At 64.4% G+C, this 21987-nt stretch carries 25 protein-coding genes and 1 riboswitch; of the genes, 17 read left to right on the forward strand and 8 right to left on the reverse strand.

What is annotated here, in order from left to right:
* Positions 1 to 59: 59 nt before the first annotated feature.
* Positions 60 to 234: riboswitch (FMN riboswitch) on the reverse strand.
* Between the two features lie 404 nt (positions 235 to 638).
* Positions 639 to 1139, forward strand: coding sequence for a YbjN domain-containing protein (locus tag AB7532_RS29775; protein ID WP_441238243.1), 501 nt, complete (start codon positions 639 to 641; stop codon positions 1137 to 1139).
* A 172-nt stretch (positions 1140 to 1311) separates the two neighbouring features.
* Positions 1312 to 2139 (forward strand): pyrroline-5-carboxylate reductase, encoded by an 828-nt coding sequence (gene proC, locus AB7532_RS29780; protein ID WP_441238244.1) that lies wholly within the window; start codon positions 1312 to 1314, stop codon positions 2137 to 2139.
* 120 nt (positions 2140 to 2259) lie between these two features.
* On the opposite strand, the gene AB7532_RS29785 is transcribed toward proC, so the two are convergent.
* The 4 genes from AB7532_RS29785 to AB7532_RS29800 all read right to left on the reverse strand — a co-directional run bounded on the left by AB7532_RS29785 (position 2260) and on the right by AB7532_RS29800 (position 5429).
* On the reverse strand, positions 2260 to 2664 hold the full coding sequence (locus AB7532_RS29785) for a thioesterase family protein (protein WP_441238245.1): 405 nt from the start codon (positions 2662 to 2664) through the stop codon (positions 2260 to 2262).
* A 171-nt stretch (positions 2665 to 2835) separates the two neighbouring features.
* A complete protein-coding gene (locus tag AB7532_RS29790) occupies positions 2836 to 3084 on the reverse strand; it encodes a tautomerase family protein (protein WP_071909549.1) in 249 nt (82 codons plus the stop codon).
* A 55-nt stretch (positions 3085 to 3139) separates the two neighbouring features.
* Positions 3140 to 4660 (reverse strand): histidine--tRNA ligase, encoded by a 1521-nt coding sequence (gene hisS, locus AB7532_RS29795; protein WP_441238246.1) that lies wholly within the window; start codon positions 4658 to 4660, stop codon positions 3140 to 3142.
* 244 nt (positions 4661 to 4904) lie between these two features.
* The gene (locus tag AB7532_RS29800) at positions 4905 to 5429 is read right to left on the reverse strand and encodes a YegJ family protein (RefSeq protein ID WP_441238247.1); all 525 of its coding nucleotides are present in this window, start codon (positions 5427 to 5429) and stop codon (positions 4905 to 4907) included.
* Positions 5430 to 5759: 330 nt separating this feature from the next.
* On the opposite strand from AB7532_RS29800, the gene AB7532_RS29805 reads away from it, so the two are divergent.
* The gene (locus AB7532_RS29805; RefSeq protein ID WP_441233115.1) at positions 5760 to 6701 is read left to right on the forward strand and encodes an IS110 family transposase; all 942 of its coding nucleotides are present in this window, start codon (positions 5760 to 5762) and stop codon (positions 6699 to 6701) included.
* Positions 6702 to 6773: 72 nt separating this feature from the next.
* Here AB7532_RS29805 and AB7532_RS29810 read toward each other — a convergent pair whose 3' ends face one another.
* Positions 6774 to 7856: a branched-chain amino acid aminotransferase gene (locus AB7532_RS29810; RefSeq protein WP_441238248.1), complete on the reverse strand. Its 1083-nt coding sequence runs from the start codon at positions 7854 to 7856 to the stop codon at positions 6774 to 6776.
* A 340-nt stretch (positions 7857 to 8196) separates the two neighbouring features.
* Between AB7532_RS29810 and AB7532_RS29815 the strand changes: the two genes are divergently transcribed.
* From AB7532_RS29815 to AB7532_RS29825, 3 genes are read left to right on the forward strand one after another with little or no spacing between them, the layout of a single operon-like run.
* On the forward strand, positions 8197 to 8739 hold the full coding sequence (locus AB7532_RS29815; protein ID WP_441238249.1) for a MarR family winged helix-turn-helix transcriptional regulator: 543 nt from the start codon (positions 8197 to 8199) through the stop codon (positions 8737 to 8739).
* Entirely contained in the window at positions 8736 to 9467 is a 732-nt protein-coding gene (locus AB7532_RS29820; protein ID WP_441238250.1) for a response regulator, read from the forward strand. The genes AB7532_RS29815 and AB7532_RS29820 overlap by 4 nt, the downstream gene beginning before the upstream one ends.
* A gap of 19 nt (positions 9468 to 9486) precedes the next feature.
* Positions 9487 to 10875 carry an ATP-binding protein gene (locus AB7532_RS29825; protein ID WP_441238251.1) on the forward strand — a complete coding sequence of 463 codons (1389 nt, stop codon included), beginning with the start codon at positions 9487 to 9489 and terminating at the stop codon, positions 10873 to 10875.
* 24 nt (positions 10876 to 10899) lie between these two features.
* Here AB7532_RS29825 and AB7532_RS29830 read toward each other — a convergent pair whose 3' ends face one another.
* Together AB7532_RS29830 and AB7532_RS29835 are read right to left on the reverse strand one after the other, a co-directional pair.
* Positions 10900 to 11430: a DUF3617 domain-containing protein gene (locus AB7532_RS29830; RefSeq protein WP_441238252.1), complete on the reverse strand. Its 531-nt coding sequence runs from the start codon at positions 11428 to 11430 to the stop codon at positions 10900 to 10902.
* Positions 11431 to 11473: 43 nt separating this feature from the next.
* Positions 11474 to 11779, reverse strand: a complete 306-nt coding sequence (locus AB7532_RS29835; protein ID WP_441238253.1) for a hypothetical protein — start codon at positions 11777 to 11779, stop codon at positions 11474 to 11476.
* A gap of 182 nt (positions 11780 to 11961) precedes the next feature.
* Here AB7532_RS29835 and AB7532_RS29840 point away from each other — a divergent pair, with 182 nt between their 5' ends.
* From AB7532_RS29840 to AB7532_RS29855, 4 genes are all read left to right on the forward strand, one after another.
* On the forward strand, positions 11962 to 12423 hold the full coding sequence (locus AB7532_RS29840; protein WP_441238254.1) for a hypothetical protein: 462 nt from the start codon (positions 11962 to 11964) through the stop codon (positions 12421 to 12423).
* A gap of 117 nt (positions 12424 to 12540) precedes the next feature.
* On the forward strand, positions 12541 to 13254 hold the full coding sequence (locus AB7532_RS29845) for a ribonuclease T2 family protein (protein ID WP_441238255.1): 714 nt from the start codon (positions 12541 to 12543) through the stop codon (positions 13252 to 13254).
* Between the two features lie 135 nt (positions 13255 to 13389).
* Positions 13390 to 14250 carry a 23S rRNA (adenine(2030)-N(6))-methyltransferase RlmJ gene (locus tag AB7532_RS29850; protein ID WP_441238256.1) on the forward strand — a complete coding sequence of 287 codons (861 nt, stop codon included), beginning with the start codon at positions 13390 to 13392 and terminating at the stop codon, positions 14248 to 14250.
* 252 nt (positions 14251 to 14502) lie between these two features.
* A complete protein-coding gene (locus AB7532_RS29855; RefSeq protein WP_027534220.1) occupies positions 14503 to 14718 on the forward strand; it encodes a cold-shock protein in 216 nt (71 codons plus the stop codon).
* Positions 14719 to 14805: 87 nt separating this feature from the next.
* On the opposite strand, the gene AB7532_RS29860 is transcribed toward AB7532_RS29855, so the two are convergent.
* On the reverse strand, positions 14806 to 15429 hold the full coding sequence (locus AB7532_RS29860; RefSeq protein WP_441238257.1) for an outer membrane protein: 624 nt from the start codon (positions 15427 to 15429) through the stop codon (positions 14806 to 14808).
* A 249-nt stretch (positions 15430 to 15678) separates the two neighbouring features.
* Here AB7532_RS29860 and uvrC point away from each other — a divergent pair, with 249 nt between their 5' ends.
* The 7 genes from uvrC (at position 15679) to AB7532_RS29895 (ending at position 21956) form a co-directional block, all read left to right on the forward strand.
* Positions 15679 to 17739: an excinuclease ABC subunit UvrC gene (uvrC, locus tag AB7532_RS29865; protein WP_441238258.1), complete on the forward strand. Its 2061-nt coding sequence runs from the start codon at positions 15679 to 15681 to the stop codon at positions 17737 to 17739.
* Between the two features lie 96 nt (positions 17740 to 17835).
* Positions 17836 to 18453: a CDP-diacylglycerol--glycerol-3-phosphate 3-phosphatidyltransferase gene (gene pgsA, locus AB7532_RS29870; RefSeq protein ID WP_441238259.1), complete on the forward strand. Its 618-nt coding sequence runs from the start codon at positions 17836 to 17838 to the stop codon at positions 18451 to 18453.
* Positions 18450 to 18701 carry a molybdopterin converting factor subunit 1 gene (gene moaD / locus AB7532_RS29875; protein WP_441238260.1) on the forward strand — a complete coding sequence of 84 codons (252 nt, stop codon included), beginning with the start codon at positions 18450 to 18452 and terminating at the stop codon, positions 18699 to 18701. Before pgsA ends, moaD begins: the two co-directional genes overlap by 4 nt.
* A 3-nt stretch (positions 18702 to 18704) precedes the next feature.
* Complete coding sequence (locus AB7532_RS29880) at positions 18705 to 19187, forward strand: molybdenum cofactor biosynthesis protein MoaE (protein ID WP_441238261.1); 483 nt, start codon at positions 18705 to 18707, stop codon at positions 19185 to 19187.
* On the forward strand, positions 19187 to 20146 hold the full coding sequence (gene prmB / locus AB7532_RS29885; RefSeq protein WP_441238262.1) for a 50S ribosomal protein L3 N(5)-glutamine methyltransferase: 960 nt from the start codon (positions 19187 to 19189) through the stop codon (positions 20144 to 20146). Before AB7532_RS29880 ends, prmB begins: the two co-directional genes overlap by 1 nt.
* Before the next feature lie 93 nt (positions 20147 to 20239).
* On the forward strand, positions 20240 to 20824 hold the full coding sequence (locus AB7532_RS29890) for a phage holin family protein (protein ID WP_441238263.1): 585 nt from the start codon (positions 20240 to 20242) through the stop codon (positions 20822 to 20824).
* A gap of 1 nt (position 20825) precedes the next feature.
* Positions 20826 to 21956: a YihY/virulence factor BrkB family protein gene (locus AB7532_RS29895; RefSeq protein ID WP_441238264.1), complete on the forward strand. Its 1131-nt coding sequence runs from the start codon at positions 20826 to 20828 to the stop codon at positions 21954 to 21956.
* Positions 21957 to 21987: the final 31 nt, after the last annotated feature.

Raw genomic sequence — 21987 nt, forward strand, 5'->3', positions numbered from 1 at the left:
GACCAGAATCAGGGCACACGGAACGACAAACAGCCGCATCCTGCGATGCGTCCGCCACCGACCGTTCTCTTTCATCCGGACTTTAACCGTCGGCTTCGGAGTTGCACCGAATCTGCTGACCCTTCCTTTGGGAGAAAATCCTTTTCAGGAAACCCCTTCGGGAAGGCGCTCGCGGGCTTAGGCCTTTCGGCCCTTACCGCCGGTGGGGACTTTCACCCCGCCCTGAGAACATCGGCCGTCCGGAATGAACGGCCTGAGAGGAAATATGACGCCGGTTCGGGGCCGCAGCAAGCGCGTTTCGCATGAAAAACCGCATGGTCCCATGCCGCTATGGCGGGTGCAGCCTCGCTGGGCGGAATTAGCGATTGGCGCGTTTGCGGGAATCCGATTCCTGTTTGTTCTCATTCGTTAACAATTGTGGCCGAGATGAGCTGTGGACGAACGAGTCATGGCTTGTGGACGGACTCGGCAGCCAGTTGCGCAGATTCCGCAAATCACATCAGTTGATCCGCGACAGGCCGCGTTGATCCGACGAGATCGCGAGAGCGACTCCGGGGATCGCCGACGTTCAGGGAACGCGCGCCGGACCCAACCGCGTGCGTATCAACGACAACAAAAAGGCAAGAGGTCGAGACGGCATGTCCCTGCTCGAAAGCACTATCGATTCCAAAAGCCATCCGCTCGCGGTGGTCGAGGATATCGCTGCCAGCAACAACTGGCCGTTCGAACGCTCCGGCGAAGACGAGCTCACCATTGTCTCCAAGGGACAGTGGACCGACTACCAGATCTCCTTCACCTGGATGGGTGAGATCGAGGCGCTGCATCTGGCTTGCGCATTCGACATGAAGATTCCGGTTGCACGTCGACCTGAGGTCCAGCGGCTCGTCGCCGCGGTCAACGAGCAATTGTGGGTCGGCCATTTCGACCTGTGGACTACCACCGGCATGATCATGCACCGCCAGGCGCTGGTGCTGCCGGGCGGACTCACCGCCTCGACCGCGCAATGTGAAGCCATGCTCGCCGGCGCGATCCATGCCTGCGAGCGCTACTTCCCGGCGTTCCAGTTCGTGGTGTGGGCGGGCAAGAGCACGACCGAAGCGATGAACGCGGCGATGTTCGACACGGTCGGAGAGGCGTAAGTCTCGCCTCTCTCTCCGTCGTCCCGGACAAGCGAAGCGCAGATCCGGGACCCATACCGCGTGATGCCTCTTGTGGCACACGGCTTGTTGCCAACACCTCCATCCATTAAGACCACTTGTGGTTATGGGTCCCCGCTTTCGCGGGGACGACACCGAGTATGTGGCGGCAGCGATGGCAGACAACAGCATTCTCAAAAACATCACCGGCACCATCCTCCTTGCCGGCGCCGGCAAGATGGGCGGCGCGATGCTGACCGGATGGCTGGCGGGCGGGCTCGATCCGCGCCGCGTCGCGGTGGTCGATCCATTCATCTCGCCCGAGATCACGGCACTTGCCACGAAAGGCGTCGCGCTCAATCCCGACGCTGCGGCGGCAGGTTTCGTCGAGACCATGGTCGTCGCGGTGAAGCCGCAGATGTTCCGCGAGGCCGGCGCGAAGCTGAAATCGTTCGTCTCGGAAAAAACCTCGGTGGTCTCGATCATGGCGGGAACCACGATTGCCGCGCTCGAAGACGTCTGCGGCGGCGCCGTGATGCGCGCGATGCCGAACACGCCGGCCGCGATCGGCCGCGGCATCACGGTGGCGGTTGCTGGGAAGAACGTCAGCGACACGCAACGCGCCTTGGCCGATGCACTGCTGCGCGCCACCGGTTCGGTCGAGTGGGTCGAGGATGAAGGCCTGATCGACGCGGTGACCGCCGTGTCCGGCTCGGGACCGGCCTATGTGTTCCTGCTCGCCGAAGAGCTCGCGCGCGCCGGTGTCGAGGCAGGCTTGCCCGAGGCGCTCGCGACCAAACTTGCGCGCGAGACCGTTGCAGGCTCCGGCGAGCTGCTGCACCGGTCGGATCTTCCCTCTGCCACGCTGCGCCAGAACGTCACCTCGCCCGGCGGCACCACCGCCGCAGCGCTCGGCGTGCTGATGGGCGAGCCCGGTCTGCGCGATCTGATGATCCGCGCGATTGCGGCCGCGACGCAGCGGTCGAAGGAATTGGCGAAATAAACAGGTGCCGTAGGGTGGGTTAGGCGAAGCCGTAACCCACCTCTTCCATTTCCGCTCAGACAGAGGTGGTGGATTACGCCGCGCGAACTGCGCTTCGCGCGGTCGCGGGGCTAATCCACCCTACAGTGTCGAGCCCGCGGCTAGCCTCTTGTTGAACATCTCGACATTCACCAGCCCGCGCGCGTGGCGGCCCTCGCCGAGTTTTCGCGTGCCCTCGAACGCCTCGACCTCGAAGCGGATGACGCGACGTTCGACGGCGACCACTTTTGCGGTGGTCCGCACCATCGCACCGACGAGCGCTGCGGCGAGATGGCGGATATCGACTTCGGTACCGACCGTGACCCAACCCGGCTGAAGGGCTGCGCGGATCGCATCGCCCGACGTCATCTCCATTTCCAGGATCATCATCGGCGTCGCATAGACCATGGGCATGCCGGGCACGAAATGCCCGACCGTGCGCTCGGCCGGCACCACCAGCGTGCGCTCGGCGCTCATGCCTATTGTGATGAAGTCGCGTGCGTCCATGGGCCTTGCTCGATGTCGTCCCGGACAAGCGAAGCGCAGATCCGGGACCCATAACCACAGGATCGAATTTGGCGAAGACTCGGAGTTACCAGCTCGTCAAATACCACTCCCTGTGGTTATGGGTCCCCGCTTTCGCGGGGACGACACTGGTAACAGCCGCTATGGCAGTCGCTATTTCTTCGCAGCCGCCGCGCGCTCAACAAACGTCTTGCCGCCCTTCATCTTGTGGCGGAGCGGGGCTTCGTTGATCTGGATGACGACGGCATCGGCGTCGACGCCGAGATTCTTCACCAGCGCCTGGGTGATGTCGCGCATCATGCCGGCCTTCTGCTCGTCGGTGCGGCCCTCGGCCATGCTGACGGTAATCTCAGGCATCGTTCTCTCCCTTGCGGCCGAACACCGGCCATTGACGGTCGCCATCAAACAAGACGTGGATGCCCGGGACAAGCCCGGGCATGACGACCTGCCGGAATGGCTATCCCCACTTTACGTCATGGCGGGCCAGGACCTCGCGCACTTTCGCGACGAGATCGGCTTCGCTGCACGAGAACTGCGCCGGACGCGTCTCACGCCATTCCTGGTTGGAGGCGATTGCGGCCGCCGCTTTGGCGCCCTCGATCAGATCCTTGATTTGCAGCTCGCCGCGCGCCTTTTCGTCCGAGCCCTGGATGATCACGCAAGGTGAGTTGCGGCGGTCGGCATATTTGAGCTGGTTGCCCATGTTCTTGGGATTGCCGAGATAGAGCTCGGCGCGGATGCCGGCGGCGCGCAAGGATGCGACCATCTTCTGGTAGTCGGCGACGCGGTCGCGGTCGAACACGGTGACGACGACGGGGCCGAACTCCGGCCGCGTGTCGAGCTTGCCGAGCAGCGTCAGCGCGGCCTGCAGGCGCGACACGCCGATCGAGAAACCGGTTGCCGGCACCGGCTCGCCGCGGAAGCGCGAGACAAGACCGTCGTAACGACCGCCGCCGCCGACCGAGCCGAACCGCACGAGACGGCCCTTCTCGTCCTTGGTCTCGAGCAGCAGTTCGACCTCGTAGACCGGGCCGGTGTAATATTCGAGGCCGCGCACGACGGAAGGGTCGATCTTGATGCGGTCCGCACCGTAGCCCGACGCAGTGACGAGTTTTGCGATTTCTTCCAGCTCACTCACGCCGGCCTGACCGACTTCGCTCTTGGCGAGGTAGGTTTCCGCGGCAGCGATCGCGTCTTTCCAATCGTCGCGCGGCTTGGTGATGGCGAGAACAACGTCAGCTTCCGCCGCACTCAAATTCGCGCCTTTGGTGAAGTCGCCCTTGCCTTCCTCGCCGCCGTCCCAACGTCCGGGACCGAGCAGCTTGCGCACTTCATCGGCGGAAAATTTGTCGAGCTTGTCGATCGCGCGCAGCACAGTCAGCCTGCGGCCTGCGTTCTCGTCGCCGCCGAGGCCGATGGCTTCCAGAACGCCATCGAGCACTTTTCGATTGTTGACCTTCACGACGTAGGAGCCGCGCGCGATGCCGAGCGCTTCCATCGTGTCGGCTGCCATCATGCAGATCTCGGCATCCGCCGCCGGGGTCGCCGAACCGACTGTGTCGGCGTCGAATTGCATGAACTGGCGGAAGCGGCCGGGGCCGGGCTTCTCGTTGCGGAAGACATAGCCGACGCGGTAGCTGCGATAGGGCAAGACCAGACCATCGGTGCCGTAGCGCTCGCCGACATATCGGGCGAGCGGCGCGGTCAGATCGTAGCGCAGACTGATCCACTGCTCGTCATCGTCCTGGAACGAGAACACGCCCTCGTTCGGACGGTCCTGATCAGGCAGGAACTTGCCGAGCGCGTCGGTGTATTCCATCGCCGGCGTTTCCACGGGCTCGAACCCGTAGAGCTCGTAGACGGCGCGGATTTTTTCGACCATCTCGCGCGTCGCCCGGATCGCGGCGGGATCGCGATCCTCGAGCCCGCGCGGCAGGCGCGCCTTCAGTTTCTGGGGTTTTTTGGGTTTTTCGGCCATGCGGGCGTTTACCAGCCGGGGCGCGAGGCGGCAACGTTGACGTACAGCACAAACGTTGACGTGCACCCCGGGAAAGGCGTTCTCACCTCTCCCCGCTTGCGGGGAGAGGTCGAAATCTGCGCTGAAAGCGCGGATTTCGGGTGAGGGGGACTCTCCACGAGTCCTTCTGGCACCGCCCCCGGGGAGACTCCCCCTCACCCTACCCTCTTCCCGCAAGCGGGGAGAGGGGAAGAGAGAGCCTGCCCTACGGCTGCTCCATCCGGGCCCTCAGCGCATCCGCATCCGCCTTCGGCAGCGACTTCAGGGTCGGCTTGATGGTTTCGCCGCCGACGATCTTGCCGTTGCGCATGAACATCCAGTCGGAGATGTCGGCTTCCGCGAATTCGACCTTGTCGCCCGCCCGCTTACCCGGCAGGTCGCGCGGCTGGTTGGCGAAGAAACCTGAATAGGCCCCGCTCGGCAGCTTCTTCACCTCGGCGATCCAGATGTGCTCGCCGCCCTTGGCGGTATGAAAACGCACCTTCAGAGAATGGCCTTCCTCGGTCGGCTTGGGTGATTGATAGGAGGCCCAGAAGGTCGGCAGCGTGCTGCGGGCGCGGGCGATCGCGGTATTCATCTCGGGATCGCTGGTGCGGACGTCGACGATTGGCGAGCGGTCCTGCGCTGCGACCTCGTGCGTAGGGCCGATGGTCAGGATGCCGAAAACGGAGACGCCGGTGATGGCGGCGAGAACAATCCATTTCAGGGGTTGGGAGAGTTGTGTTGCCATGATCGCGATGTCCAGGATGCGTTAGTATCTCGGGGCTTTGTCGCGGGATCGTGGCAGGGCGTTCATGACGCCCGACCGGCTGCTGCGTTCCCCGGATGCTGCGCAACGCGCCGCACCTTCGCGGCGTGGTGCGCTGCTGATCCGGGGTCCATCTGCGGCGAGATGGGTCCCTGTGTCTTGGAAGTCTGTCAGGATGGGGTTGGGCGGGAAGCCGTTGGGTCCTAGGCGCTTGACGCCGTGAGCCGGCTCGGTCTCCCGCCCGTTCCATTACCAACCTGAACAGTTGCACGAGGCTGCGCCAACAGACCTCGCATCACAGGGACAGGCACCATGATCATAACCCTTCGTTGCGTCGGAATCGACGTCTCCAAACAATATCTCGACATCTTCGATGAGGCCCTGGGCGTACCGGAGCGCATCGCCAACGCGACGCAGGCCATCATGCAGATCGCGGCGCGTTGGCGATGCGATGTGCTAGTCGTCTTCGAGGCGACGGGTGTCTATGACCTCGAGCTTCGCGAGGCACTGAGTCAGGCCGGCATCCGCTTCGCCCGGATCAATCCGGCCCGAGCCCGCGACTTCGCACGCGCCAGCGGTCAGCTCGCCAAGACCGATCCGATCGATGCGCGGATGCTGGCAGCCTTTGCCCGGGCCTTGCAGCCGGCAACCGAGCAGGCCGCCAATCCCGCTCGCAACGCTTTGGCGCGGCTTGCAAAACGGCGGGATCAGCTGGTTCTCATGCGCGCGCAGGAGAAGAACAGGCGTAGCGAGGCTGACGACCGTGCCATGGCCGAACGCATCAGCCGCCTTATCGAGGTTCTCGACAGCGAGATCGCCGAGATCGAGACCGATATCAAGGGACTGATCAAGGTCGAGCCAGAGATCGCGGAGGATGCGCGGTTGATGCGCTCACTACCTGGTGTGGGTCCCGTGGCTTGCATGCAGCTCATCGCGAAGATGCCGGAACTGGGAAGTGTTGGAGCTAAGCAGATCGCGGCGCTCGCAGGCCTCGCCCCCTTCAACGTCGACAGCGGAGCCTTCCGCGGCAAACGCAAGATCGCCGGCGGCCGAAAGCGCGTTCGCGACGCCCTCTACATGGCTGCGCTCAACGCGGTCCGCCGGGCCGATCCCTTCAAGGCCTTCTACGCACGGCTTCGGCAGGCCGGCAAACCGGCCAAGCTCGCCCTCATTGCCGTCGCCAGGAAGCTCCTGACCGTCCTCAACGCAATGATGCGCGACAGGAAACCCTACTTGAAGGCCTGCCCGACATAACACCCGACATAACAGTTGCCGGCTCTGCGCAGCAGCGTTTCACGCTGCAGCGCGTCCGGGACACGAGAGTGATCAATCCAGCTTCCGGATCCAGTTGTGCGGATCGTTGGTGCGGCCGTACTGGATGTCGACGAGCTGCTTGCGCAGGCCCATGGCGACGGGGCCGGCGGCGCCGCCGCTGATGTCGAAATCGCCGCTCACCGAACGCACCTTGCCGATCGGCGAGATCACCGCCGCGGTGCCGCAGGCAAAGGCTTCCTTGAGCTTGCCGCTGGCCGCATCCTTGCGCCACTGGTCGAGCGAATACGGTTCCTCGCGCACGGTCTTTCCGGCATCCTTGGCCAGCGCGATGATGGAGTCGCGGGTGATGCCGGGCAGGATCGTGCCGAGCGGCGGCGTCGACATCGAGCCGTCCTCGAAAACGAAGAACACGTTCATGCCGCCGAGCTCCTCGACATAGCGGCGCTCGACCGCATCGAGGAAGACGACCTGATCGCAGCCGTGCTGGATCGCCTCGGCCTGCGCGCGCAGGCTCGCGGCATAATTGCCGCCGCACTTGACCGCACCGGTGCCACCGACGGCAGCGCGCGTATAATTCTCCGAGACCCAGATCGAGACCGGGGCAGGTCCGCCCTTGAAGTAAGAGCCGACCGGCGAAGCGATCACCGAGAAGATGTATTCGGACGACGGCTTGACGCCGAGGAAGGTCTCGCTCGCGATCATGAAGGGCCGCAGGTAGAGGCTGCCCTCACCGCCGGGCATCCAGGCGCGATCGATGCGGACGATTTGCTCAACCGCCTCGATGAAGATGTCCTCGGGAATCTGCGCCATCGCCATGCGGTCGGCGGAGTCCTTGAAGCGCCGCGCATTGGCATCGGGGCGGAACAGGTTCACGCCGCCGTCGTCGCGCTTGTAGGCCTTGAGGCCCTCGAAGATTTCCTGGGCATAGTGCAGAACCGCGCCTGCCGGATCGAGCTGGAAGTTGGCGCGCGCCTCGATCTTCGCCTCGTACCAGCCGCCCTTGGCCTGGTTGTAGCGCACGATCGCCATGTGATCGGTGAAGACCCGCCCGAAACCGGGATCGACCAGCTTGGCGACGCGGTCCTTCTCTGGGGTGGGATTGGATGCGGGCTGGATGTCGAATTTCATGCTCATGTCCTTAGGCCTCCCGCTGCCGGTGGCGGCGCTGTTCTGGCGCCTGCCGCCCTGTATCGGGCCCGGCTGGCTTGATTGGTTTCTGGCCGGAATGCCGCCAGCCTTGTTAAGGCCGGTTTCCGTGGCCAGCATGTCGCCGAGGACATGCTTTTGCGGAAGGCGGAAGTCCAGTATGTTTTGCCGAAATGCCGCTCGACAATCGCACGGTAGATCTACTCTGGCCGTCGCTGCCTGTCCGGCTCGCTTCGGCCGCCCTGCTACGAATGCCACCCGACGCGATACGATCTAAAATTTCGTGCGGGTCGATCGTTTTGTAACATTGAACCCAAGATACGTCAATATGCCTGACATAAATTTCGCGACTCCCTCTCAAGACGCTGCCGAGCCTCGGCCGGCCGCAAGCGAAGGAGGCAATTTGCGCTGGGATATCATCGAGCTGCTGTTCTTCGCCTATCGCGATTTCGTCGGCGATCCCGACCAGGAGCTGGAGGCTTTCGGCTTCGGCCGGGCCCATCACCGGGTCATGCATTTCGTTTATCGCTACCCCGGTCTCAAGGTTGCCGACCTGCTCGACGTCCTGCGCATTACAAAACAGTCGCTGGGCCGCGTGCTCAAGCAACTGCTGGACGAAGGCTACATCGTGCAGAAGACCGGCGACAATGATCGCCGCCAGCGCCTGCTCTACGCGACGCCGAAGGGCGAAGCGCTGGTGCAGAAGCTCGCAGGTCTCCAGACCACACGGATCACCAAGGCGCTCGCCGAGATGGCGCCGCAGGATGCCGAGACCGTCAAGCGCTTCCTGCGCGCGATGATCGACCGCGACGACCCGGACAAGGTGCTCGAGACGATCTTCGCCTCCGTCAATCAAGACAGCAAGGAGTGACCGTGCCACTCGCTGCCACGCTCGCCCGTCCGCCGATAGAACCGGCCGATGACGCCCCGCATCTGCTGCTGGTCGACGACGACCGGCGCATCCGCGATCTGCTCTCGCGCTTCCTCGCCGCCGAGGGCTATCGTGTCACCACCGCCGCGAGTGCCGGCGATGCGCGCTCGAAGCTGCTGGGCCTGCATTTCGACCTGCTGATCCTCGACGTGATGATGCCCGGCGAGACCGGCTTCGATCTCGCCCGCTTCATCCGCACGTCTTCCTCGGTCCCGATCGTGATGCTTACGGCGCGGCATGAAGCCGAAGCCCGCATCGAAGGCCTGCAGATCGGCGCCGACGATTACGTCGCCAAACCGTTCGAGCCGCGCGAGCTGGCGCTGCGCATCAACAACATCCTCAAGCGCGCCGCGCCGCCGCCGCAGGCCGCGACCGTCGAGAAGATCGCGTTCGGCCCTTACGTCTACCATCTCGACCGCGGCGAGTTGCGCCAGGGCGAAGAGGTCATCCACCTCACCGACCGCGAGCGCGAGATGCTGCGCATTCTGTCGGAAACGCCGGGCGAGACCGTGCCGCGCAGCGCGCTGACCGGCAATGGCAGCGTCAACGAGCGTGCCGTCGACGTGCAGATCAATCGCCTCAGGCGCAAGATCGAGACCGATCCCGCCAATCCGCTGTTCCTCCAGGCGGTGCGCGGCATCGGCTATCGCCTGGTAGCCTCGCCATAAATCAAGTGAAGCGCGCGAGATGAGCACGATCGATACCGGCCTGACGCTTTTGAAGAGCGCCGCCGGCCGCGTTTCGCGCGCCAACGGCTGGATGGGCAACGCCTTCAAGGGCTGGATGCCGACCGGCCTCTACGCCCGCGCGCTCCTCATCATGATCGTGCCGATGGTGATCCTGCAATCGGTCGTCGCCTTCGTGTTCATGGAGCGGCACTGGAACACGGTGACGCGGCGCCTGTCGGCCGCGGTGGTGCAGGACATCGCCGCGCTGATCGACGTCTACAAGGGCTATCCGCAGGACAAGGACCGTAACGAGATCCGCCGCATCGCGCAGCAGCGCCTCGGCCTCGTCGTCGATTTCCTGCCCGCCGGCGACATGCCGCCGCCCGGACCAAAGCCGTTTTTCTCGCTGCTGGACCAGACGCTGTCGGTGCAGCTCGGCCGCCAGATCGGGCGCTCGTTCTGGATCGACACGGTCGGCCGCTCCAACCTCGTCGAGATCCGCATCCAGCTCGACGATGCCGTCATGCGCGTGTTCGCGCAGCGCAGCGCCGCCTATGCCTCGAACTCGGAAATCTTCCTGTTCTGGATGGTCGGCACCTCGTCGATCCTGCTGATCGTCGCGGTGCTGTTCCTGCGCAACCAGATCAAGCCGATCCTGCGGCTGGCGGATGCTGCCGAAAGCTTCGGCAAAGGCCGCGAGGCGCCGAACTTCAGGCCGCGCGGCGCGCGCGAGGTGCGGCGCGCGTCGATCGCCTTCCTCGAAATGAAATCGCGCATCGAGCGCACGATGGAGCAGCGCACCGCGATGCTCGCCGGCGTCAGCCACGATCTGCGCACCATCCTGACCCGCTTCAAGCTCGAGCTGGCGCTGATTGGCGACAGCCCCGAGATGGAGGGCATGCGCAAGGACGTCGACGAGATGTCGATGATGCTGGAGGATTACCTTGCGTTTGCCCGCGGCGATTCCGGCGAGCAGTCGCAGCCGACCGACATGTCGCAGGCGCTCGAGGAGCTGCGCAGCGACGCCGAGCGCCACGGCCATACCGCGACAGTCGCGTTCCACGGCCTGCCCGTGGTGACCGTGAAGCCGGCCTCGTTCAAGCGCTGCCTCGCCAACCTCGTCACCAACGCCGCCCGCTACGGCAAGGCCATCGCCATCACCGGCCAGCGCGATCACCGTTATTTGACCGTGACGGTCGACGACGACGGCCCCGGCATTCCCGCTCATCTGCGCGAGGAAGTGTTCAAGCCGTTCCTGCGGCTGGACAACGCTCGCAACCAGGATGAAGGCGGCACCGGCCTTGGCCTTGCGATCGCCCGCGACATCGCACGCTCCCACGGCGGCGACATCACCCTCGGCGACAGCCCGCTGGGAGGATTAAGGGCGAGCGTAAGGATTCCGGTGTAGCTGCGGTCTCACGACGACATCACCCTACTTCGGCAGCAGCGCCTTCAGCTTGTCCATGTCGCGCACGTTCATCTTGAAGCCGCCGGGCATCACGATATCGCCGGGCTTCTGCTCGGGCTTGCAGGCGCCGAGCCACTTTGCTTCGAGCTGCATCGTGGTGTCGCGCCCCGCTGCGCCCGCGGCACCGCCTTGCGCGTGGGACGTGGTCTTCACCGTGTAGGCCGAGTTGAAATCACCGGATATCTCGGCATGCGAGGTCGTGTTGACGCCGGCGACGCTACACTCGGAATCACTGACATAGCCGGCCGCGGTCTTCTTGATGTCCTGTTTGGCGCAGATCTGCTTGGCCATCGGAGAGACGTTGTTGTTCATCTCCTTGTCGACGGTCTCATCGGTGCAGTGCTGCATGGTCATCTCGGGCACGGGCGAGCCGGTCGTGACCAGCTTCATTTCCCACAGGCCGGCCTTGCGCACCGGCAAGTCGACGGCAGAGGCAACGCCGGTCGACAAGACAAGACAAAGACTTGAGCCGAGCAAAGCGAGTTTGCGCGTCATGTGGGGAAGCTCCCGGCTGAGATTGCGGCGCTACGAAAGCGCCTCAGTAGAGCGTACGGATCGGCTGTTCGGCGGCGCCGTAGGGCACCCAGCGGCAGGAGAACGAGATGTAGCCGCCCTCATAGGCCTGCACAGCCAGGAATTTCACGACCTTGCCGTACCGCGCGCAGTGATCGACCGCGACCTGACGGGCATCGGTTTGCGTCGCCATCGAATAGGCGATGATGCCGCCGGTGTCGTTGCCCTTGAACGGCGGGACCGGAAGCAGATCGGCGCGCGCCGGCTGGCTCGCCAAGATACCCGAGACGACCAGGCTGGCGAGAAGGCCCGCAGCCGCAATGATTCGCATTCCCGTTACTCCAATTGGTTGGCGCCAGTTTACGGTGCCGGGATGGAAGTGAAAAGAACTGAAGCCCCGCTGGATGCGATGTTGTGGTCAACTCCTGGCGAAGTGTTGCCGCGCTGCACTTGACCCCGCCCGGCCTTCGCGGCACCGTCCGACCTTCCAAGACCCAGCTGTCCGGATTGCCCATGCGCGCCCCCTCCCTGAAATCGCTCCGCTTTGCCGCCGTGTTCGGCCTCATGTTCGGAGCGCTGTCGCTCGGCGAAGCCAGGGCCGCCAATCCGCTGGAGCTGAACTTCTGGCTGAGCGGTCCGCGTTACGACGGTGCCGTCGCCGATTGCGACAAGGCGCTGCCGACCATCGCCACCCAGTTCTGGGAGAAGGAAAGCTCGTTCTGGAATTCCTCGTTGAAGATCACCGGCTTCGCAGCCGTTCACGAGGTCGCGTTCCGCCCCTGGCAGTCCGACAACATTCCGCGCCGCTATTGCACCGGCGAGGCCATGCTGACTGACGGCAAGATGCGCAAGGTACATTTCTCGATCATCGAGGATGGCGGCTTCGCCAGCTACGGCAACGGCGTCGAATGGTGCGTGGTCGGCCTCGACCGCAACTGGGCCTACAATCCGGCCTGCCGCGCCGCCAAGCCCTGAGCGAAGAGACGCGATTCGGGTCGTCAAGCGGCCAGACGCGCGCCATCTGCATTTTGTTCTTGAAATGTTCCTGTTGCCTGCTAGGCTCGATGCACAGTCTAGTTGAGGGGCGTTGCCATGTTTTATTTTAGATTGCACTCGTTCTCCCGGCTCATGATCTCCCTGACCCTCCCCGTGGTTCTTGCCGCCGGGCTGGTCGCGCTGGCGGGCGGCGCGAAGGCTCAGGACAAACGGCAGAACGCGCCCGGCGAATTCGATTTCTATGTGCTGTCGCTGTCATGGTCGCCCTCGTTCTGCGAGGAGGCGTCCGAGCGCAATCGCGGCGGTGGGCGTTCGCAGATGCAGTGCAGCGGACGGCCCTATGCGTTCGTCGTGCACGGTCTATGGCCGCAATATGAAAATGGCTTCCCCGAATATTGCCAGCGGCCCTCGCCGCGCCTGAACCGCAACATCGTTTCCGCAATGCTCGATCTGATGCCCGCGCCGGGCCTGATCTTCAACGAATGGGACAAGCACGGCACCTGCTCCGGGCTCGACGGCCGAAATTATTTCGAGACGATCCGCAAGGCCCGCGCCGCGATCAAGATCCCGGCCGAATTTCTCGACCTGTCGCAGGCCAAGACCGTGGCGCCGGGCGAGGTGGAGGAGGCCTTCATCAAGGCCAATCCGGGCCTGAGCAATGCCGCCGTCTCGGTCACCTGCAACCGGACGCGCCTCTCCGAAGTCCGCATCTGCCTCAGCAAGGATTTGCAGTTCCGCGCCTGCGAGGAAATCGAGCGCCGCGCCTGCCGCCGCGACCAGGTGACGATGCCGCCGGTCAGGGGCGGGTAGGCCCAAGCCCCGTCATTGCGGGGAGCGCTTGCGACGAAGCAATCCAGAGTGCGTCCGCGGTCGCATTTCTGGATTGCTTCGCTGCGCTCGCAATGACAAGGGGGTAGGATCACGCAAGCAACGTAGTCCTGTCCCATGAACTATCGCCACGCCTTCCACGCCGGCAGCTTCACCGATGTCATCAAGCACATCGTGCTGGCGCGCATCATCACCTATCTCCAGGACAAGCCGGGAGCGTTCCGCGTCATCGACACGCATGCCGGCGCCGGGCTCTACGATCTCGAAGGCGACGAGGCGCGCCGCAGCGGCGAATGGCTGACCGGGATCGCGCGGCTGATGCAGGCGCGCCTGTCGAACGAGAGCGTGGCGCTGACCAAGCCCTATCTCGACATCGTCCGCGCCTACAATCCGAAAGGCGAGCTCAAGGCCTATCCGGGCTCGCCGCTGATCGCGCGCGGTCTGCTCCGGCCGCAGGACCGCCTCGTCGTCTGCGAACTCGAGCCGAAAGCACGCAAAGCGCTGATCAACGTGCTGCGCCACGACGAACAGGCCCGCGTGGTCGATCTCGACGGCTGGGTCGCACTGCCGGCCTTCGTGCCGCCGAAGGAGCGCCGCGGCCTCGTGCTGATCGATCCGCCCTTCGAGGCCAAGGACGAATTCGAAAAGCTTGGCGACGCCTTCGCGGCAGCCTTCGCGAAATGGCCGACCGGTATCTATGTAATCTGGTATCCCGCAAAGAGCCGGCGTGCCACCGATGCGCTGGCGCAATCCGTGGCGCGGCTCGCAGCTGCAGCAAAACCTCCGGGAAAATGTCTGCGCCTCGAATTCAGCGTTGCACCGCAGCTCGACGGCGCCGCCCTCACCTCCACCGGACTGTTGATCGTCAATCCGCCGTACACACTGCAAGGCGAGCTCAAGACGATCCTGCCCGAACTGGAAATGCCGCTCGGACAAGGCGGAGCTGCCAGATTCCGATTAGAGGTGCCGAAGCCGTAACATCCCGGCATTCTTGGGAAAAAGATGCAGGAGCCGTAGTCAATCTGCAATGAACCGTATTATGCTGTTTGCGTGACTGGCTTTACGTTCCGCTTCCGCGAATGGTTGCGGCGGAGTGAAGGCCTAAGAAAGATCCGGTCAGACCGAATGGTCTGCCCAAGGATGGCCAGCTCTCCCGGGCTCCGTATGGCCCGGTCATGTCGTGACGTGCGTCTGCGTCGCGACGGAGGAGCAATGAGGGGGAGTTTCCCGATGGCCAATACGGGAACGGTCAAGTTCTTTAACGGCGAGCGCGGCTACGGCTTCATCAAGCCTGACGACGGCGGTCGCGATGTCTTCGTTCACATCACAGCTGTGGAGCGGGCGGGACTGAAAGACCTTGCCGAAGGACAGCGTATTACTTTCGAAGTTGAACCGGACAAGAAGGGGAAGGGACCGAAGGCGGTCAATCTCGTCATCCTTTCCTAGCGGAGCTGACTCAAGAAAATCGGCGCAAAAAAAGTCCCGGCCGCGAGCGGCCGGGAGGCTGTAGTCCGGTATTTTCTTCTTTCGCTATCAGAAGCGATAGTTCACGCCTGCGCGCACAACGCTGGCGCTGTAGCCGTTTGACACGCCCGTAATTGCGAACTGGCTCGTCGACAGATCGATGTAGAGATATTCGAGCTTCACGCTCCAGTTCGGCGCGAGGCCGAGTTCTGCACCGGCGCCGATGGTCCAGCCCGCGCTGGTGTGCGACTCCGTCCAGCCAAACGTCTGCGCGCGCAGCTCGCCGAAGGCGAGACCGGCGGTGCCGTAGAACAACACGTTGCTGAAGGCATAGCCGGCGCGGCCGCGCAGGGTGCCGAACCACGGGTTGGAGAATTTCCACGGTGCAAAGGTGTCGTCGGCGCCGGTTGCCTGGATGTCACCCTCGACGCCGAACACAAACGGGCCGTTCTGGAAATTGTAGCCGGCCTGCACGCCGCCGGCGAAGCCGGAGGGCTTAACGGGACTGTTGCTGACGGAGCCCCATTCGTAGCCGATATTGCCGCCGAGATAAGGACCGGCCCAGCTATACGCATTGAGCGGCTGGTTGACGGTGTAGGGCGCACGCCCTCCGTAATTCATGTCGGCGGCCTCGGCCGAAGCTGTCCAGCCGGCAGCAACCAACGCGGCAGCGCCCACAACGAACCTCTTCATCGGTACTCTCCAACGCAACTGCCGTCCCCGCGATGCCTGCGCCGCCGCGCGCGGCAAAACCGCATGGTTACGGAACCACCACTTTTTCGCGTAAGATTTATCGAGAGTTTTAAGTTAAAGGCCTGTTAAGCGGGGTTACCGCGCTGTTAACAGGCTTAAGCAAGCGTTACCGGGAACTGCGCCGCCATTCTGTGCGTGCCGCACGGCCGGAACTTCAAATCGGCACCCCCAGCGCCTAAATTCGCAACCATGGCTCACGATTCCCAAGACAGTCCGGACGACCGCGCGCGCAAGCCGTCGCCGGCTGCTGCCGCTGACGCCCCGCTCGAGAGCCTGGCGCCGCCCGACCTCGATCCCGCCACCAGCGCCGGCGAGGACGAGGACGATGCGCTGCTGCCTGACATCCTGGACGAGAATGGCGCGATCGGCGAAGAGCCGCTGGCAACCGGGCACGAGGCGATCGAGCGCGCGGTCCGGCTCGCGCCCACCTCGCCCGGGGTCTACCGCATGCTCAGCGCCAATGCCGACGTGCTCTATGTCGGCAAGGCCAAGAACGTCAAAAAGCGCCTGTCCAACTACGCGCGCCAGAGTGCGCCGCAGCCGGCGCGCATCCTGCGCATGATCGCCGCCACGGTGACCGTGGAAATCGTCTCGACCAACACCGAGACCGAAGCGCTGCTGTTGGAGGCCAATCTCATCAAGCAGCTGCGGCCGCGCTTCAACGTGCAGTTGCGGGACGACAAATCGTTTCCCTACATCCTGATCAGCGGCGACCATTGGGCGCCGCAGATCCTCAAACATCGCGGTGCGCAGTCCCGGCCCGGGCGCTATTTCGGCCCGTTTGCCTCCGCCGGCGCCGTCAACCGCACCATTACCGCGCTGCAGCGCGCGTTCCTGATCCGCTCCTGCACGGATTCCTTCTTCGAGAGCCGCTCGCGACCCTGCCTGCTCTACCAGATCCGCCGCTGCGCCGGTCCCTGCACCCGCGAGATCGACTTCCCCGGCTATACGACGCTGGTGCGAGAGGCGACCGACTTCCTCTCCGGCAAGAGCCATGCGGTGAAGCAGGAGCTTGCCGGCGAGATGGAGAAAGCCTCCGGCGAGCTCGAATTCGAGACCGCGGCGCTCTATCGCGACCGCCTCGCCGCGCTATCGGCGATCCAGTCGCAGCAGGGCATCAATCCGCGCACCGTGGAAGAAGCGGACGTGTTCGCCATCCATCAGGAGGGCGGCTTCTCCTGCGTCGAGGTGTTCTTCTTCCGCACCGGCCAGAACTGGGGCAACCGCGCCTATTTCCCGCGCGCGGAGAAGACCTACACGCCGGAAGAAGTGCTCGGCTCCTTCCTCGCCCAGTTCTACGACGACAAGCCGCCGCCGAAGAACATCCTGCTGTCGCACGAGATCGAGGAAAGCGAGCTGCTCGCCAATGCGCTGTCGATCAAGGCGGGCCACAAGATCGAGGTCACCACGCCCAAGCGCGGCGAGAAGAAGGAGCTCGTCCTCCACGCGCTGACCAATGCGCGCGAGGCGCTGGGCCGCAAGCTCGCGGACACCGCGACGCAGAGCCGCCTGCTGGACGCCATCGCCACGACGCTGAGCCTGCCGCATTCGCCCAAGCGCATCGAGGTCTACGACAACAGCCATATCCAGGGCACCAATGCCGTCGGTGCCATGATCGTCGCCGGCCCTGACGGCTTCGTGAAGAACCAGTACCGCAAGTTCAACATCAAATCGGAAGGGATCACGCCGGGCGACGACTTCGCCATGATGCGCGAGGTCCTGGAGCGCCGCTTCAAGCGCCTGATCAATCCGCCGGAGGACGCCGCCACCAAGGCCAAGGACGACGATTTCCCGCAATGGCCTGATCTGGTGATCATCGACGGCGGCCGCGGCCAGCTCAACGCCGTCCGGGAGATTTTTACGAATCTCGGCCTGACCCAGGTGTCGCTGATGTCGGTCGCCAAGGGACCGGACCGGGATGCCGGCCGCGAGACCCTGTTCATGCCGGAGCGCGAGGCCATCAAGCTGGAGCCCCGCGATCCCGTGCTCTATTTCATCCAGCGCCTGCGGGACGAGGCCCACCGCTTCGTCATCGGTTCGCACCGCAAGTTGCGCAAGAAGGACATCCGCGAGGCCGGTTTGCAGGAGATTCCGGGCATTGGCCCGTCCCGCAAACGTGCCTTGCTGCACCATTTCGGAACCCTGAAGGAGATCGAACGGGCCTCGATCGCCGATCTCGGCAAGGTTCCGGGAGTCAGCGCCGAGAGCGCCCGCAGGATTTTCGACTATTTCCATCCCCAGCCGGGGTGAACTAAGGGTGCAACGGTCATATGGTCGTCGCGTGCCGCACCCCATTTGGAGCGCGGGACGGTTGACCTTCAGGCACGAGCGGTATTGGTAGGACGGATGAACATCGCCACGACACGAGGGACGACCAGCCGCGCGATGTCCCTCCCGAATCTCCTGACCTATGGCCGGATCGCCGCGATCCCGGTCGTGATCGGGTGCATCTACGCGCAGTCGATCCTGGATCAGCCGCTGTGGCTGCGCTGGGTCGCGGTCGCCATTTTCATCGCGGCAGCCGTGACCGATTACCTCGACGGCTATTACGCGCGGATCTGGAATCAGCAATCGGCGTTCGGCCGGATGCTCGATCCGATCGCCGACAAGCTGCTGGTTGCCTCGTGCCTGCTGATGCTGGCCGCCGACGGCATCATCCACGGCTGGTCGCTGTGGGCTGCCATCGTGATCCTGTGCCGCGAAATCCTGGTCTCGGGCCTGCGCGAATATCTTGCAGCGCTCCGTGTCAGCGTGCCCGTGACCGCGCTCGCCAAGTGGAAGACCACGGTCCAGCTCGTCGCGATCGGCTTCCTGCTCGCCGGCCCTGCCGGCGATGAGGTCCTGCCCATGGTCTCGTTGATCGGACTGGCGCTGCTCTGGGCCTCGGCGATCCTGACCATGTATACCGGCTACGACTATTTCCGCGCCGGCATCCATCACCTCATCAGGGAGGATGAGGGATGAAGGTGAAGTACTTCGCCTGGGTACGTGAGCGCGTCGGCAAAGCCGAGGAAACGATCGAGCCGCCCGCCACCGTGCGCACCGTCGAAGAGCTGATCGCCTGGCTGTCCGGCCAGGGCGAGGCTTATGCCTACGCCTTCGAGAAGCCGAAGGTGATCCGCACCGCGATCGACCATACTCACGTCAAGCCGGACGCCGCGATCGCGGGCGCCCGCGAGGTCGCGTTCTTCCCGCCGATGACCGGCGGCTAGGCGATGACCTCGTCCGTCACATCCTGCCCCCTCACCATCCGCATCCAGCAAGACGATTTCGACATCGCCCGCGAAATCGCGGCCCTGACCACAAGCCGAACCGACATCGGCGCAGTCGTGAGCTTTTCCGGTATCTGCCGTGCCGACGACGACAGTTCGAAGGTCGCAGCCCTCACGCTGGAGCATTACCCCGGCATGGCCGAAGAAGAGATCAGGCGCCACGCCGACGAGGCCGTCTCTCGCTGGCCGCTCAACGGCGTCACGGTCATCCATCGCGTCGGCCGGTTCATGCCGGGCCAGAACATCGTGCTGGTGCTGACGGCGTCGCAGCATCGCAAGGCTGCGTTCGAGGCAGCCGAGTTCCTGATGGACTACCTCAAGACCAGCGCGCCGTTCTGGAAGAAGGAAGAGAGCGCCGCCGGCACCGGCTGGGTCGAGGCCCATGCCCGTGACGACGAGGCCGCCGCACGCTGGACGAAATCCTGATGGCAAGAGTTTCGAAGAAGACCACGCGCGGCCGCGCCGCGCCAAAGCTCGCGAAGGTCGGCAGCGGCGAGCTGCTCACGCTGCTCGATTTGGTCCGCTATGCGGTGAGCCGCTTCGTTGAAGCAAAGCTCGCCTTTGCCCATGGCACGACCGATCCGGTCGCGGAAGCTGCCTTCCTGGTTTGCGAGGCCCTGCACCTCAATCCCGAACAGTTCGAGATCTTCGCTGGCGCCCGCGTCACCGCCGCAGAGGGCAAGGCCATCGTCGATCTCATCCATCGGCGCGTGACCACGCGCAAACCGGCCGCCTATCTCGTCAACAAGATCTACATGCGCGGCCTGCCCTTCTATGTCGACGAGCGCGTGATCGTTCCGCGCTCGTTCATCGGCGAGTTGCTGGAGTCGCACTTCGGCGGCGACGGCGAAGCCGGCTCGCTGATCGACGATCCAACGGCGGTGGAGCGCGTGCTCGATCTCTGCACCGGCTCAGGGTGTCTCGCCATCCTCGCCGCGCATCATTTCCCAAATGCCGAGGTCCATGCCATCGACATCTCCAAGGGCGCGATCGAAGTGGCCACGCGCAATGTCGGCGAATACGGCCTCGATGAGCGGATCACACTCCATCGCGGCGATCTGTTCGCCCCGCTGGGTGATGCGCGGTATGACCTGATCATCACCAACCCGCCTTACGTCGATGCGGAAGGCATGGCGGCGCTGCCGCCGGAATGCCGGGCCGAGCCCAAGCTCGCCTTCGACGGCGGCGCCGACGGCCTCGACATCGTCCGCCGTATCCTGAGCGATGCGTCCGACCATCTGACGCCGAACGGCGGGCTGATCTGCGAGATCGGCCGCGGCCGCGACCTGGTCGACGAGGCCTTCCCGGAACTGCCGCTGCTCTGGCTCGACACCGAGGAGTCCGAGGGCGAGGTATTCTGGATTTCGGCCGCCGATCTCGGCTGATCCATCACGCCTGATCCGCTCCGCGCGGAACAAGTCAAATTCCGCCACGTTCATCCCCCGACGAATTGTCTTGGCTCTCGGAGGGATGACCGCATGCTCGCGCCATCGGGCGAATTGCTGCGCGCCGGCATGGCGCTGAAACTCAACCATGTGAAGCGCGCCGCGCTGTCCTATTTCCGGGACCGGACCAACGAGGCGACCGGCAAGGCGACGTCTTACGTCGTGGCCGGCGGGCTCCTGGCCGTCGCCGGGCTGTTCGTTGTGGCAGCCTTTTTCGTCGGCCTCGTTGCCCTGTATCGCTGGGTGGCCATCGCTTATGGGCAGTTCTGGGGGCTCGGCGCCGTCGGCACGGTGCTCCTGGTGCTGGCAGCGGTCTGCGCCGGCGTGGCCATGGCGCAGATAAAACGCAAGACGCGGCCGATCGTGCCGCTCGCCAGCCGTCTGCGTGTGGCGATCGTCACCCCGCGCATCCCTCGCGGAACCGTCAAGCAGGCGGCCATGGAGGTCGCAACGGCGATTCCATTGGTGCCGCATGCGCCCGGCGAACGCGTCCAAGGCAAGGCCTGGCCCGTTCGCAGCAACCGCCCGGTGCAGCTAGGCGTCATGCTTGCGGCTGTCGGGCTGCTGGGTGTGGCGGCAGCACGCCGGCGACGCCACGGGCACGGATCGGACGCCTGACATGCGTCCGGGGCGCTCCGAGCAACTCGACAATTGGATGCTGGTCGCCGCGACGGCCGTGTTCGTGCTGACCGCGGAACGGTACTTCCAGGATTCCGGCTTCATCCGATCGGGGCCTCCGAAGGACCACCGCAACGCCGAGGCGAGTTCGCCGGAAACGAGCGCCACGGGCGCAGCGGTGCAACCCGGCCATGGCCGCCATTCGAAAAGCCCCTTCTCGATCCCCTGGGCAGGGTGGAAGGACATCTTTTGGCGCACCTATCAGCGCATCGACGATGATCGTCTGCTCGCGACCGCCGGCGGTGTCGTGTTCTTCGGACTGCTCGCCATCTTTCCCGCCGTGACCGCGCTGGTCTCATCCTACGGGCTGTTCGCCGACCCCTCGACCATCAGCGCCAATCTTCAGACCCTTGCAACGATGCTGCCGGAGGGCTCTTTCCAGATCGTCGAGGACCAGGTCGCCCGTGTGGTCTCGAACGGCAACACGGCGCTGGGCGCCGCCTTCCTGTTCGGCCTCGTGCTCGCGATCTGGAGCGCCAATGCCGGCGTGAAATCGATCTTCGACGCCCTCAACGTCGCCTATGAGGAACGCGAAAAGCGCAGCTTCATCAAGCTGAACCTGATCTCCCTGAGCTTCACGGTGGGCGGCATCGCCGCGCTGCTGCTGATGGTCGCGACCGTGGTCGCCTTTCCGCTCGCGCTCAACCATCTCGGCCTTGCACCCGAGAGCAAGCTGATCGTGGCGCTGGCGCGCTGGCCGCTGCTGCTGGTCATCCTCCTCGGTGCGCTCGCCATCCTCTATCGCTTTGCGCCCAGCCGGGACAAGCCGCGTTGGCAGTGGCTCAGCATCGGAGCGATGACGGCCGCCTTGCTCTGGATCGCCGGTTCGTCGCTGCTGTCCTGGTATCTCTCGGCCTTCGCCAACTACAACGCGACCTACGGCTCGCTAGGCGCAGCGATCGGCCTGATGACTTGGATGTGGATGTCGGCGATCGTGATCATGTTCGGCGCCGAGCTGAACTCGGAGATCGAGCGGCAGACCCTGCGGGATACGACAACCGGCCATCCCAAGCCGCTCGGCACCCGCGAGGCGGTCTCGGCCGACACAGTCGGCGCCGCAGCGCCGTCCTGACGCGGCGGTCAGGCCGAACGTCGGCCTGACC

Source organism: Bradyrhizobium sp. 930_D9_N1_4, from assembly GCF_052076015.1.
Classification (GTDB): domain Bacteria; phylum Pseudomonadota; class Alphaproteobacteria; order Rhizobiales; family Xanthobacteraceae; genus Bradyrhizobium.

What these genes read in the sequence shown, in the direction of transcription:
- AB7532_RS29775 (WP_441238243.1), top strand. Translation starts at nt 639, where the DNA reads ATGTCCCTGCTCGAAAGCACTATCGATTCCAAAAGCCATCCGCTCGCG.
- proC (WP_441238244.1), top strand. Translation starts at nt 1,312, where the DNA reads ATGGCAGACAACAGCATTCTCAAAAACATCACCGGCACCATCCTCCTT.
- AB7532_RS29785 (WP_441238245.1), bottom strand. Translation starts at nt 2,664, where the DNA reads ATGGACGCACGCGACTTCATCACAATAGGCATGAGCGCCGAGCGCACG.
- AB7532_RS29790 (WP_071909549.1), bottom strand. Translation starts at nt 3,084, where the DNA reads ATGGCGACCGTCAATGGCCGGTGTTCGGCCGCAAGGGAGAGAACGATG.
- hisS (WP_441238246.1), bottom strand. Translation starts at nt 4,660, where the DNA reads ATGGCCGAAAAACCCAAAAAACCCCAGAAACTGAAGGCGCGCCTGCCG.
- AB7532_RS29800 (WP_441238247.1), bottom strand. Translation starts at nt 5,429, where the DNA reads ATGGCAACACAACTCTCCCAACCCCTGAAATGGATTGTTCTCGCCGCC.
- AB7532_RS29805 (WP_441233115.1), top strand. Translation starts at nt 5,760, where the DNA reads ATGATCATAACCCTTCGTTGCGTCGGAATCGACGTCTCCAAACAATAT.
- AB7532_RS29810 (WP_441238248.1), bottom strand. Translation starts at nt 7,856, where the DNA reads ATGAGCATGAAATTCGACATCCAGCCCGCATCCAATCCCACCCCAGAG.
- AB7532_RS29815 (WP_441238249.1), top strand. Translation starts at nt 8,197, where the DNA reads ATGCCTGACATAAATTTCGCGACTCCCTCTCAAGACGCTGCCGAGCCT.
- AB7532_RS29825 (WP_441238251.1), top strand. Translation starts at nt 9,487, where the DNA reads ATGAGCACGATCGATACCGGCCTGACGCTTTTGAAGAGCGCCGCCGGC.
- AB7532_RS29830 (WP_441238252.1), bottom strand. Translation starts at nt 11,430, where the DNA reads ATGACGCGCAAACTCGCTTTGCTCGGCTCAAGTCTTTGTCTTGTCTTG.
- AB7532_RS29835 (WP_441238253.1), bottom strand. Translation starts at nt 11,779, where the DNA reads ATGCGAATCATTGCGGCTGCGGGCCTTCTCGCCAGCCTGGTCGTCTCG.
- AB7532_RS29840 (WP_441238254.1), top strand. Translation starts at nt 11,962, where the DNA reads ATGCGCGCCCCCTCCCTGAAATCGCTCCGCTTTGCCGCCGTGTTCGGC.
- AB7532_RS29845 (WP_441238255.1), top strand. Translation starts at nt 12,541, where the DNA reads ATGTTTTATTTTAGATTGCACTCGTTCTCCCGGCTCATGATCTCCCTG.
- AB7532_RS29850 (WP_441238256.1), top strand. Translation starts at nt 13,390, where the DNA reads ATGAACTATCGCCACGCCTTCCACGCCGGCAGCTTCACCGATGTCATC.
- AB7532_RS29855 (WP_027534220.1), top strand. Translation starts at nt 14,503, where the DNA reads ATGGCCAATACGGGAACGGTCAAGTTCTTTAACGGCGAGCGCGGCTAC.
- AB7532_RS29860 (WP_441238257.1), bottom strand. Translation starts at nt 15,429, where the DNA reads ATGAAGAGGTTCGTTGTGGGCGCTGCCGCGTTGGTTGCTGCCGGCTGG.
- uvrC (WP_441238258.1), top strand. Translation starts at nt 15,679, where the DNA reads ATGGCTCACGATTCCCAAGACAGTCCGGACGACCGCGCGCGCAAGCCG.
- pgsA (WP_441238259.1), top strand. Translation starts at nt 17,836, where the DNA reads ATGAACATCGCCACGACACGAGGGACGACCAGCCGCGCGATGTCCCTC.
- moaD (WP_441238260.1), top strand. Translation starts at nt 18,450, where the DNA reads ATGAAGGTGAAGTACTTCGCCTGGGTACGTGAGCGCGTCGGCAAAGCC.
- AB7532_RS29880 (WP_441238261.1), top strand. Translation starts at nt 18,705, where the DNA reads ATGACCTCGTCCGTCACATCCTGCCCCCTCACCATCCGCATCCAGCAA.
- prmB (WP_441238262.1), top strand. Translation starts at nt 19,187, where the DNA reads ATGGCAAGAGTTTCGAAGAAGACCACGCGCGGCCGCGCCGCGCCAAAG.
- AB7532_RS29890 (WP_441238263.1), top strand. Translation starts at nt 20,240, where the DNA reads ATGCTCGCGCCATCGGGCGAATTGCTGCGCGCCGGCATGGCGCTGAAA.
- AB7532_RS29895 (WP_441238264.1), top strand. Translation starts at nt 20,826, where the DNA reads ATGCGTCCGGGGCGCTCCGAGCAACTCGACAATTGGATGCTGGTCGCC.